Annotated in this window: 10 protein-coding genes; 4 read left to right on the plus strand and 6 right to left on the minus strand. The window is 52.6% G+C overall.

Annotated elements, in window-relative coordinates; all coding sequences use genetic code 11:
- Nucleotides 1-10 precede the first annotated feature (10 nt).
- From ABWV33_RS09535 to ABWV33_RS09560, 6 genes are all read right to left on the minus strand, one after another.
- Nucleotides 11-844: a carbohydrate ABC transporter permease gene (locus tag ABWV33_RS09535; RefSeq protein WP_113823247.1), complete on the minus strand. Its 834-nt coding sequence runs from the start codon at nt 842-844 to the stop codon at nt 11-13.
- Between the two features lie 11 nt (nt 845-855).
- Entirely contained in the window at nt 856-1,794 is a 939-nt protein-coding gene (locus tag ABWV33_RS09540; protein WP_353330359.1) for a carbohydrate ABC transporter permease, read from the minus strand.
- A 152-nt stretch (nt 1,795-1,946) separates the two neighbouring features.
- A complete protein-coding gene (locus ABWV33_RS09545) occupies nt 1,947-3,233 on the minus strand; it encodes an ABC transporter substrate-binding protein (protein ID WP_113823249.1) in 1,287 nt (428 codons plus the stop codon).
- A gap of 116 nt (nt 3,234-3,349) precedes the next feature.
- Complete coding sequence (locus tag ABWV33_RS09550; RefSeq protein WP_164617845.1) at nt 3,350-4,381, minus strand: LacI family DNA-binding transcriptional regulator; 1,032 nt, start codon at nt 4,379-4,381, stop codon at nt 3,350-3,352.
- Nucleotides 4,382-5,076: 695 nt separating this feature from the next.
- Entirely contained in the window at nt 5,077-5,841 is a 765-nt protein-coding gene (locus ABWV33_RS09555) for an HpcH/HpaI aldolase family protein (RefSeq protein WP_353330361.1), read from the minus strand.
- Nucleotides 5,842-6,099: 258 nt separating this feature from the next.
- Complete coding sequence (locus ABWV33_RS09560) at nt 6,100-7,113, minus strand: MBL fold metallo-hydrolase (RefSeq protein WP_353330363.1); 1,014 nt, start codon at nt 7,111-7,113, stop codon at nt 6,100-6,102.
- A 406-nt stretch (nt 7,114-7,519) separates the two neighbouring features.
- On the opposite strand from ABWV33_RS09560, the gene ABWV33_RS09565 reads away from it, so the two are divergent.
- The 4 genes from ABWV33_RS09565 to ABWV33_RS09580 all read left to right on the plus strand — a co-directional run bounded on the left by ABWV33_RS09565 (nt 7,520) and on the right by ABWV33_RS09580 (nt 11,308).
- Nucleotides 7,520-8,257: a GntR family transcriptional regulator gene (locus tag ABWV33_RS09565; protein WP_353330365.1), complete on the plus strand. Its 738-nt coding sequence runs from the start codon at nt 7,520-7,522 to the stop codon at nt 8,255-8,257.
- Between the two features lie 4 nt (nt 8,258-8,261).
- The gene (locus tag ABWV33_RS09570) at nt 8,262-9,299 is read left to right on the plus strand and encodes an ADP-ribosylglycohydrolase family protein (RefSeq protein WP_353330367.1); all 1,038 of its coding nucleotides are present in this window, start codon (nt 8,262-8,264) and stop codon (nt 9,297-9,299) included.
- Complete coding sequence (locus ABWV33_RS09575; RefSeq protein WP_353330369.1) at nt 9,296-10,210, plus strand: PfkB family carbohydrate kinase; 915 nt, start codon at nt 9,296-9,298, stop codon at nt 10,208-10,210. The genes ABWV33_RS09570 and ABWV33_RS09575 overlap by 4 nt, the downstream gene beginning before the upstream one ends.
- Nucleotides 10,211-10,309: 99 nt before the next feature.
- Nucleotides 10,310-11,308 carry an ABC transporter substrate-binding protein gene (locus ABWV33_RS09580; protein WP_353330911.1) on the plus strand — a complete coding sequence of 333 codons (999 nt, stop codon included), beginning with the start codon at nt 10,310-10,312 and terminating at the stop codon, nt 11,306-11,308.
- Nucleotides 11,309-11,316: the final 8 nt, after the last annotated feature.

The following is an 11,316-nucleotide window of genomic DNA, read 5'->3' on the forward strand; positions in this document are numbered from 1 at the left end:
GATCTTACCCTTATTTCACTGCGCCGAAGGTCAAGCCTTGGACAAGTTGTTTCTGACAGAACCACCCAAGGATAACGATCGGTCCGACGGCGGCCGTTGAGACGGCCGATAGCCGCCCGAAAAACAGGCCTTCTGGTGCCCGATTACCTTCGATGAGTTTGGAGAGTGTTGCCGCGTCGATGGTGGTAAGGCGGACGGTCCAATACGCTTCGTTCCAACAAAATATGAAAACCAACAGAGCGGTCGAAGCGATACCGCCCCAGGCAAGAGGAATAAGGATCTCTTTGATCTCACCCCAAGTGTTGACGCCGTCCATCTTGCCCGCTTCGATGATATCCTTTGGGATCTCTTTGAAGTAGGTGAACAGCATCCAGATTGCGATTGGCAGGTTTATTAGGCTCAATACGGTAATGATCAGAATATGCGTGTCATAAAGCCCAATGCCTTTGGCGAGAAATATCATCGGATAAAGCACCGCCGCCGCCGGAAGCATCTTGGTCGACAACATCCACATCAGAACGTCTTTGGTTGCTCGGCTTGGGTTGAATGCCATTGCATAAGCAGCTGGAACACCGACAAAAAGTGTAAAGATGGTCGCCGAAACCGCGGTGATAATTGAGTTTCGAGCAAACCGCCAATAATCGTAGTTGTCAGTCATGTTCAAATAGTTATCAAGCGTCGGGGAGAAGAAGATCAGATGCTCGGGCTTCACCGCGTCGGCGTCCGTTTTGAAGCTCGTCACAACCATCCAAAAGATAGGAAAGAAGAAGAGCAGGCCGATACCCCAAGCCAAAACCGGTCGCCCATAAGTGCTAAATTTTGAGGATTGCGCCACGATTGCCATGATTTTATCCCCTATTCCATCAAGGTCTTGCCGACCATACGAAGCAAAAATATGGCTACGATGTTGGCAAGGATAACAGCGAAGATGCCCGTGGCACTGGCTGCACCGATGTTGTTATTGGCAAATTCACCAATCAAATAGGGCAAGTTCTTGTTGCCGTTGCCCCGGCTTACAATTTCGATTTCTGCGTAAAGCGACAGGTGGAAAATCGCCTGGATCATTACCACAATCGCAATTGGTCGACCCAGGTGCGGCAAAGTCAAAAAGCGGAACTGAGACCATGTGTTCGCGCCATCCAAAACAGCCGCTTCTTTCTGTTGCTGATCTTCGGATTGAAGCGAGGTCATGAAAATAAGGACGGCAAAGGGTGTCCATTGCCACGTCACCATCATGATCACAGCGATGGCCGATGTTTGTGTCGCTCGGAAGGAAATCGGTTCGAATTCTGGCCAGAGTGAAAAGAACGCCCCCAAAATGGGTATTTGTCTGAGGCCATCGAGAACGTCATTTACCCCGGCGATGGCGATCCCCTGCAAACCCAGTACAGGGTCAAGGATCATGTTGATCCAGAGAACAGCATTGACCGCAGGCATGACAAAGAAGGGTGAGATCAGCAATACACGTACAATTCCCTGTCCCGGAAAAGTCTTGTTGATCAGCACCGCAATCAAGATGCCCAGAATTACAGTCAGGAACAATATGCTGCACACAATGAAAAGGCTATTCTGGATGGCGAGAAAGAAGTCTTTTGATTTCAGAACAAATTCATAGTTGCCGAAACCGCGCCAGTTGCTCGGGCTTGGTGACGTCCATTCCGGGCGGCGCAGGTTGTTCAGCACATACCGAATGAACGAGAAGTATAAAGTCATCCCAAGTGGGATCAGCATCCAAACTAAGAGCAGCAGTACCGCAGGTGTTTGAAGAAGCCGAGGAAGCTTTCTGTCAGACATAAATCTTTCCTCCCAGCAAAACGTAAAGTGCGTGTTGCTCGTGACTTATTAGTTGCGAATTTCTGAATCTAAGTGTCGCTAGGTTGGCAATACATTACAAGCGACGGGGTAGGGGAGAGGGCTTGATCGAACCAAGCCCTCTCTTTTGGCGATTATTCGTAGTAGCCAGCTTCGCGCATGATCGCATCAGCTGCTTCTTGCGATGCAGCAAGAGCGTCTTCAACCGACTTAGCGCCAGACAAAGCGGCTGCCATTTCCTGTGCAACTGCCGAGCCTACTTCCGGGAATTCTGGGATCGCTGCAAACTGAACACCAACGTAAGGTTTCAGATCAGTTGAACCCGGTGCGGCGCTTTCGATCGCAGCCAGTTCAGCTGCTGCAAAGCTTGCCGCGGCCTGAAATTCAGGGATCGCATAGGTCGACGCGCGCTGACCCGTGGGAACAGAGCCCCAGCCAAACTCAGCGTGGTTGCCTACAGCTTGAACGTAGTCTTTCGACGTTGCCCATTCGATGAAATCTGCAGCCGCTTCGGCGTTCGGAGAACCAGCGGGAATTGCCATTGCCCATGCCCAAAGCCAATTCGCCCCAACTGGGTTACCGGCGTTCGGCGATTGAGCGTATGCAACACCGTCAACTTCAAGGAACGAAGCTGCAATGGTTGCATCAATCCACAAGCCACACTTGCCTTCGTTATACAGCGCTAGGATTTCGTTGAACGAGTTTCCTTCAGAACCCGGAGGGCCATAGTTGCCCAAAAGGTCAACATAGAAGTTAATGGCTGCGTTCCATTCCGGGCTGTCCAGCTGCGGATGTCCGTCCGCGTCAAACCATGCGCCACCAAAGGAGTTCACAACTGTGGTGATAAACGCCATGTTGTCACCCCAGCCGGGCTTGCCGCGCAGACATGCACCATAAACGCCGTTGTCCGGGTCGTGGATCGCAGAGGCGGCTGCCTTGACGTTGTCCCAGCTGTCGTTGTCAGCGATGGTCACGCCAGCTGCGTCGGTCAGGTCTTTGCGGTACATCACCATCGACGATTCACCATAAAATGGCGCGGCATAGAGTGTGCCTTCGTGTGACAGGCCATTGCGCATCGCGGGCAGGATATCATCCACATCGTAGTCAGCGCTAAAATTCAGCGGCTCGATCCATCCTGCTGCACCCCAAATGGGTGCCTCCTGCATTCCGATGTTGATGACGTCGTACTGACCACCACCCGTCGCGGTGTCAGATGTAACTTGTTCGCGTAAAACGCCTTCTTCCAGAGATACCCAGTTTAATTCGACACCAGTTTCATCCGTATACGCCTTTGCAACGGTTTGCATGTTGATCATGTGGCCGTTGTTCACGATCGCGATTGTGAGGCTTTCAGCGGTCGCGGCAGAGCCCGACATAAGAGCAATAGCGCTAGCTGCGCAAAGTGCTTTCTTAAAAGACATCCGATTCCTCCCTAGATTGGATGTGGTGTGTAACGCTAGCAATCATGATTGCTTCGCGTCAATCAAATTATTTACGCGCGTAAATATATAAAAATTCCCACCATGCTTTCATGACCTTATGCAGAGCCACGCATCTCCAATCTGCCCTCAAATAACGTTTCCTCGCGCGTCTTCATACACTCTTTGGATTGGATCAGCGATAAAATCGTCTCAACACTTCTTGCGGCGATCGCATCATAATCCTGCGAGACGGTAGTCAGACTGGGGCAGGTAAACCGCGAGAAAGGGTGATCGTCGTGTCCCGCGATCCTAAGTGAAGCACCCGCATCCAAACCAACCTTGATACCGTTCTCAAATGCCGCAGACAGCAAACCGATTGCGAGCCTGTCGTTTGAGCACAATATCGTATTTGTGGGCAATTTCTGGCGCGTCAGAATCCGCCCGCCTTCGCGAAAGCCGATTTCCTCAAAATTCCAACCCTGCCCATCAACTTGGATCAAATGCGGCTCATGCCCCAATCTCTCCATCGCGGCTATATAGGCCGAGCGTCGTTTGTAGGCATTTGGATTTATCGGCGTCTTCAACTCGAAAAACAGCGGCGGCTCTCCGGAACGGCATAAATAGTCGACAATCAAGCTGATACTTTGATTGTTGTCGGAGCCAAAGAACGCCTCGCCGACCTTTTCGAGGTTGGCGTCGAATAGTACCGTAGGAACTTCATTGGCGAACGCCGCGACCTGTTCAACAAGCGATGCTCGGCCGAGAGGCGCCAACAACACACCCGCTGGCTTAATGGAGCGAAGGCTCTCAAGGTTGGAAATCTCTTGTTCCGGTCCGCCATGGGAGCTGAGCAATAATGGATTGAAACCCGCTTTGACGATAAGCCCCTCAATCGTTCGTGCAATTCCAGCAAAAAACGGGTCAGTTAAATTGGGGACCACGAGCCCGATATTCTTGGTCTGACGTCGGTTCTGATTGACGGCATAAACGTTTGGCCGATAGTCATGTTTCTTTAACGCAGTTTCAATTTTCTCACGCGTGGATTTACGAACACTTTCCGGATCGTTGAAATACTTTGAAAGGGTCGGACGGGAAATTCCGCTAACTGTAGCGAAATCCTCCATATTTTTGATTTTTGGATCGCTCATTCGCGAAAACTTCCGTTGGAGCTATGGTATTTCTGGTTTGAATTTGCTCGAAAAAACAGAACATGTAAAGATTTAAGTTATCGCGCGTAAACTATTTATTTTTTGCTGCTACCGCCGAAACAAGATCTGCTAAAGCGACGGGTGATAGCCATCAACACTCTCTGGTTTGCATAAAATGACAGTGCGAGCAGACCTCTTCACTCGATCGCATTGCAAAACACCTTCTAGCTCTCTTCTCCGCGATCGCCGTTTCTTACCAGGCAGGGCCAGTTGATGAGGCGATAGGGCGTTCGTCGAAAAAATAATGCCGTCCGAAGTCGATCTTCTCGCGCTGCGTGATGGTGATAAAATAATAGTCTCAATTGCTCTGCAATGCCTTGGTCTGAGCGGCAAAAAAGCTAAGTGTTAAGTTCGTCAGTAGATGGGCGCCTGGCCCGTTTCCTGCACTTTGCAAAGCCCGTGCCCATCGCATTGCCGACCTTCAAGCGGTTCTGGTAGTCAGAATCGTCGGGGTTCATTTCGTCTCAAATGCCGCTACCCGCCCTTTCATGGCATTTGAGAAAAATGCAGTATCAACTTTACTGCGCATGCGAAGTTCCTTGTCCATAGTCCTCGATGCGGGCTTGCGGGACAAGAGGTCTAGACCACAAGTGAACCAATGTCAGAGATGCGTAGATATCTGAAAACGACCGGCCTTATCGTATCCAGGATTGAGTTTCTGCAGCCATTGCCTTGAGCCATAGAATATCAAAGCCTGCGATAATGCGGTAACCTTTTGCAAGAAGCGCATCAGCCTGAGGTTTAGCAAGACCCACGTTACCCAGTGGGATGCCTGCCGAGTTCGCAGCGTCTTCGACTTTTGCGACGGCAGCGAGAAAATCAGGGTGGTCGAATTGACCAGAAACACCTAAATCTGTCGACAGGTCAAACTGCGCTGGAATGATTGCATCGATCCCTGGCACTGCGCAAATTGCTTCAATGTTTTCAACTGCATCCCGCGTCTCGACCAGCAGACAGCATACCAGATGACCATCGACCGACTCGCGGTATTCCATCAATGAGGTACCCCAGCGGGAATGTGCGAGGAAGGGTCCGAAACCCCGCGTGCCATTTGGTGGATAACGCAGAGACGCAACAGCCTGCTCAGCATCCTTAGCAGTACGTATCAACGGAAATACGATACCTTCAGCGCCAAGATCCAAAACGCGTTTTACCTGCGCTGATTCGTTTTCTGTGACGCGGACAAGCGGAGCACAAGATGTACCTGCTGTTGCAGCAATCATTGCATGGGCTGTCGCGTAATCAATTGCGCCATGTTCCATATCAATTATGACCGCGTCGCTGCGGGCGGCTGCCATGGCTTGCGTCACTGCTGCAGAGGGAATGGTGCAGACATGTGCTGTCAGTCGTATGGTTGGGTTAGATAGCTTCTCTTTGAATGTCATTGATTGGGGTTGCATGAGGGCCTCAAGGGAATGGGAATTTGAAAAATGGTCAAACTGTCACCTTTGCGGATCAAACAAAACTTGGCCAGCGCATTCTTAATCCCGCATTCAAATCTGACGTACACGCATTTCGAACATATGGTGCATTGAGTGCAAAGCCTGTTTGACGCTCTACGTCGCTTGATCTTGCACCAAATGCAGGCCTCCGCTGCTCTGTTCTGCCTCACGGGCTGACCGGATCCATCCCAACACGGTCTTCCCCGAAAAGACGGATCAAGCTCTGTGCTCTCCGTCAATAAGACCAAGGGTTGTACTGTTCAGGTTACGGCTTTCACCGATCCGCAAGGTCACCGCATTCCCGGCGCAAAATCCTTGAGCCTCTGCCGCGCGTTTGAAACGAGTGGGTGCGTCGAAAGGGTTTTCCGGCGTCAGCGCGATCGCGCCCCAATGCATGCCGATCGTTGATCTGGCGCCGAGCCTGCGCACGACATCTATGGCTTCTTCCGGCGTAACATGGACCGATTTCATAAGGCTGCGCGGCGTGTAAGCGCCAATCGCAACCAGCGCGAGATCAAATGGCCCGGCACGACGGCCAATCTCTTCAAAGATCTCTCCGTTGGCGGTATCGCCCGAAAACCAGACCTTTCCCTCGGCTGTGGTGATCCCGAAGCTGGCCCAGAGTGTTTTCCTGTGATCACCTATCCCGCGACCTGAGTGATGAATGGCTGGCAGAGTTTCGATCCTGAGGTCCCCGGAAGTCCATACGTCCCACCAGTCCTGCTCCTGAACCTTTCTGTATCCACGTTTGGTAAAAAACGCGCCCAACCCAAGTGGCACAATAACCTGTGTATGCTCCTTGTGGGGGTAGGCCTCGATTGTCGGAGCATCTAGGTGGTCATAATGGTTGTGGCTAACCAGCAGGACATCCGCCTTGGGCAGACCTGCCCCTGTCATAGGAGCCCTTACATAGCGTTTAGGCCCAAACCCCAACGGTCCTGCCGTTTCGCCCAAAAAGGGATCCGTTAGGATAACGCGCCCGCCGAGGCGGAGGATAAAAGCTGAATGACCAAGCCAAGTGAGGCTCGGGTTGCCAACCGCGGCGAGCTGTTGATCAAATTCGGCTTGTGTCAGGACATGATCCTTTGGAACCGCCTGTTTGGAGGACGAAAAGAGTTCGCCGATGATGAATCTGAACATCTCTCCAAAGGTGGCATCCCGCACGGGACTGCCGGGCGGATTGCGAAAGGTGCCGTTCCTGGCGTGGTGGTGCGGTCTATCAGGTTTCACGGCACTCATGTTCCTCGAAAGCGATTGGTTCACTGTTCCGGCCGCGGACAAGGCCATTCCTAAGTGAAGAAACTCGAAACGAAGCCGCATCGCAACACAGTTTTCAAAGGGCTGCTGGATGAATGGGTAAAGTTTCAATGCGAAATTCTCTGACATGGCACGAATGGTAGTGTTCAGCCCAGAGCTGCCGCAGACCCGTTGGCCCGAATTTGAAATACCTGACCTTCGGTGCGCAACGTGCAAGCTGGAAAGGTGCACGACCCAGGTCCAATTCGGTGCATTCGCTTGAACGGCGGCTTACGCCTTTTTGCGTGTAAATTCGGAAGGTGTGCTGGGGTTTGAGCGTAATTCCCCTCGGCAATCTCTCTCATTGACAGATGGCAGTGTATCAAGATAGCATACAGGTATGGACAAGTCTAAACATGATAAAACAGGACTGGCGCTGATTGGCGCTTCAAAATCGAAGCGCATTGCCCATGCCCTTGAAAGTGAAATTCGCACGGGTGTGCTTAGCCGTGGCGATGCGCTAGCGAGCGAAAATGCCCTGGTTAAGCGGTTTGCGGTCAGTCGCAGCACCGTTCGAAAAAGTCTCGAAATGTTGTCCAGTAAAGGATTGATCACGACCAAAAGTGGGATTGGATCGTTTGTGACATTCGATGGCGTGACGATTGATGATCAGGCAGGTTGGACGCTGGCGCTTTCGTCTTCCACAGTTCAGTTATCCACCCGTGTTTTACGTCTGGAACGCGGGCCGATGGACATTCCGTGCGCTGAAATTCCACTTGGAACGGACTGTCTGATTGTTGATCGCCTCCGGTATTTGGACAATATAGGCACGGGTGTTTCGCTTGAGCGGAGCAGGGTGCCTTGGCGCGATACTCTGAATGAGGTTCTGCAGGTTGGCCTTGTCGACGGATCGCTCAATACTACCTTGCAAAATCGTGGTTTGACGATTGCAAACGGTGCAGAATGGGCCGGTGTCGAGCCGTCTCTGTCCGCCGACGACGCTGCCGTGATGGGCCGTAAAGCTGGCGATGCTATGTTACGGCTACGGCGGCTAACACGCGAAGAAGACCGCACAATCATCGAATACGTGGAGAGCATTCTGGATCCCGACTTGTTCGGGTTGCACATGGAGTTCTGATGAAATGAATGCGCAAAGCCAAGATTTTGACCGCGCTTGTGGTGCGCTGATCGGAATGGCGATCGGTGACGCGCTTGGAATGCCGTCGCAAACGCTGAATCGCGCCGATATCATCCGTCATTATGGGCAAATCACGGATTTCGTCGCGCCAGTTGACGATCATCCAGTGTCGCATGGTCTTTCCGCGGCAGAAGTCACCGATGATACCGAACAAACTCTGCTTTTGGCGGCTCGGTTAATCGACGGAAACGGAGTGCTTGACGAAAGGCTTTGGGCCAAAGATTTGATAGCATGGGAAGCCGATGTAAGAGCACGTGGGCTTCGCGATCTACTCGGGCCGTCTACCAAGACGGCACTCGAAGCGATGTTGAACGGCACATCGCCCGCTGAGGCAGGACGACACGGTACAACCAATGGCGCGGCGATGCGGATCGCGCCGGTTGGCGTCGCCACGCCGTCTTTGCCGCTGAACGCGTTGATCGATCAGGTTGAGTTGGCTTGCCGGCTAACACACAATACTGGCGAAGCGATTGCAGCCGCAGCAGCGGTCGCATCGGTTATCAACTCTGGTATCGAGGGCTCGAGTTTCGATGCCACACTCCCGCAAGCGATCAAAGCAGCTGAACTGGGGCAGGAGCGGGGCTATGCTGAGGGAGACCGTCAGATAGCCCGGAAGATCTCTGACGCTATTGCTTTCGCGCGCAGCGGTGTGTCAGCAGAGGAATTTGCGGACAAAATCGGCACGTCTGTCGCCTCCCACGAAGCCATTCCGGCGGCGTTTGGTGTTGTTATTATGGCCGGAGGCGATCCGTGGAAAGCCACGCTGATTGCGGCAAATATCGGAGATGATACCGATACGATTGGTGCGATGTCTGGCGCTATGGCAGGTGCTTGTATTGGTGTTTCGGGTTTTCCTACCGACAAAATCGTCAAGGTTCGCCAGGCAAACACGTTGCCCATTGAACAATACGCTACAGATCTTTTGACGCTCCGTGAGCGCAGTGCATCTCAGGGTCAACCTAAAGGTGAGGCCATCTCATGACTGCGCGCTTCTTGCAAATGTCAGGGATCGTCGCCGATTTACTCTACGAAGTCGATCAAGTTCCGGTTGCCGGTAAAGAGGCTATTGTAAGCAGTTTCAAAATTGCACCCGGGGGTGGGTTCAACGCGATGGTTGCCGCAAAGCGGGCAGGGCTGCGTGTCTGTTATGGTGGCTCCATCGGGTCTGGTCCTTTTGCAAACCTTGTTCGGGAAGGTCTTAGCGCCGAGGAAATACCTTTCCTGCGTACCCAGGACATGTACCGTGATCAGGGATGCTGTACGGTGCTTATCGATCAAAACGGGGAGCGCACCTTTATCGCCAGCGACGGGGCCGAAGGCCATGTCACGCCCGAGGCGCTTGCTCAGATCAACTTTGTTGATTTTGAGTGGACCCTGCTTTCAGGCTACGCTTTGCATTACCGCAATTCCCGCGGCGCTTTGACGGATTGGTTGCATAAAACCCCTTCGATCTCGGGGTTGGTGTTTGACCCGGCGCCGATTGTTGCGTCGTTGGCGCCGAATGATTTGCAGGTAGTGTTGTCGCGGGCTGAATGGGTTAGCGCGAACCTTCACGAAGCAGCCATTCTAACCGCACACTCTGATCCGGTAACAGCCGCAAAAGCTCTCGCGAAAGACCGGCCCGGCGGTGCCATTGTACGCAATGGCGCAGCGGGTTGTGTTGTCGCAACGGCCGAAATCTGTGTCGAGATACCTGCATTTCCAGTGCAGGTGATTGATACCAATGGGGCTGGCGACACCCATGTAGGCAGCTTTATCGCAAATTTTTCCCAGACCGGAGATCCAGAACTCGCAGCACGATTTGCCAATACGGCGGCTGCGATTTCGACAACCATCAAAGGACCAGCCACTGCGCCAACAGCAGAGCAAACCAACCGAGTCCTCAGCCAATAACGAAGCAGGCCAAAGAGCAAGCAAGACAAAATAAGTTCAACACGGAGAAGACGATGATGAAACCTTTCTTTCTTTCTTTCCACCGCTGCCGCGGTCGCCATAGTCGGGTCTGCTGCAAGCGCTGATGAAATTCGCGTCCTGAACTGGCAAGGCTACGGCACTGATCTTGATTGGTCTGTTGCCTCTTTTGCCGAAAGCAGTGGGCATACGGTGATCCATGAGTACTTTAATTCCGAACAAGAGATGCTCACGAAACTACGCACCAATCCGGGTGCCTATGATGTTGTGTTGATCAACGCTGCCTTCACACCACAAGCCCAAAGCGAAGGCCTGATTGGCCCAATTGACGTATCAATGGTTGGCAATCTTGCAGATGTACCTGCCAACATGGCAGAAAACGTTGATTTGAATGCCGGAGGTTCTTTGCATGGGGTGCCATGGACTTGGGGCCTGACTTCCTTTGCTGTGAACACCAATGAATTCAAAGAGCTGCCGACCTCAATTGAGGTGTTCTGGGATAGCGATTACGCGGGCAAAGTTTCTATTCGCGACGACGCGTTGGAAGCAGTGCAATTCGCTGCAATTGCGACCGGTCAGGATATCAACGACATTAAAGATCTTGATGCCGTAAAAGCCAAACTTACAGCCTTGATGCCGCAGATCAAAACCTACTGGGGCTCAGAAAATGATTGGAACCAGTTCATGGCGGCTGGAGATCTGGAAGTCGCAACATTCTGGTCTGGGTCTGCCAGCCGCTCAATGGCCGCTGGTTTGCCTGTCCAGTTCATCGTGCCGCAGGAAGGGGCTATTGGTTGGCTGGACGGCCTGTCTATCCCAACGTCCTCAACCAAGAAGGACGCGGCGCATGCGTTCATCAACTGGATGATTGATCCCGAATTTTACGTGAAGTGGGCTGCGGATGGCGCCCCTGCGTCGGCCAATTCCAAGGCCGCCGCTGCGTTAGCTGATGACGCGTTCAACAAGCGCGTCCTGGGGGACGCAGAGGTTGTTGCACGGGTTCAGTTCCAGCGCCCGGTGTCTACCGAAAACCGCGAAGCTTATCTTGCTCTTTGGCAAGAGTTGAAGGCCGCACAATAGTCACCAAA

It is taken from the genome of Phaeobacter sp. NW0010-22 (assembly GCF_040365955.1).
GTDB lineage: Bacteria > Pseudomonadota > Alphaproteobacteria > Rhodobacterales > Rhodobacteraceae > OMPR01.

Excerpts from the sequence above, each read along its gene's own strand:
- ABWV33_RS09535 (WP_113823247.1), bottom strand. The coding sequence starts at position 844 with ATGGCAATCGTGGCGCAATCCTCAAAATTTAGCACTTATGGGCGACCG.
- ABWV33_RS09540 (WP_353330359.1), bottom strand. The coding sequence starts at position 1,794 with ATGTCTGACAGAAAGCTTCCTCGGCTTCTTCAAACACCTGCGGTACTG.
- ABWV33_RS09545 (WP_113823249.1), bottom strand. The coding sequence starts at position 3,233 with ATGTCTTTTAAGAAAGCACTTTGCGCAGCTAGCGCTATTGCTCTTATG.
- ABWV33_RS09550 (WP_164617845.1), bottom strand. The coding sequence starts at position 4,381 with ATGAGCGATCCAAAAATCAAAAATATGGAGGATTTCGCTACAGTTAGC.
- ABWV33_RS09555 (WP_353330361.1), bottom strand. The coding sequence starts at position 5,841 with ATGCAACCCCAATCAATGACATTCAAAGAGAAGCTATCTAACCCAACC.
- ABWV33_RS09565 (WP_353330365.1), top strand. The coding sequence starts at position 7,520 with ATGGACAAGTCTAAACATGATAAAACAGGACTGGCGCTGATTGGCGCT.
- ABWV33_RS09570 (WP_353330367.1), top strand. The coding sequence starts at position 8,262 with ATGAATGCGCAAAGCCAAGATTTTGACCGCGCTTGTGGTGCGCTGATC.
- ABWV33_RS09575 (WP_353330369.1), top strand. The coding sequence starts at position 9,296 with ATGACTGCGCGCTTCTTGCAAATGTCAGGGATCGTCGCCGATTTACTC.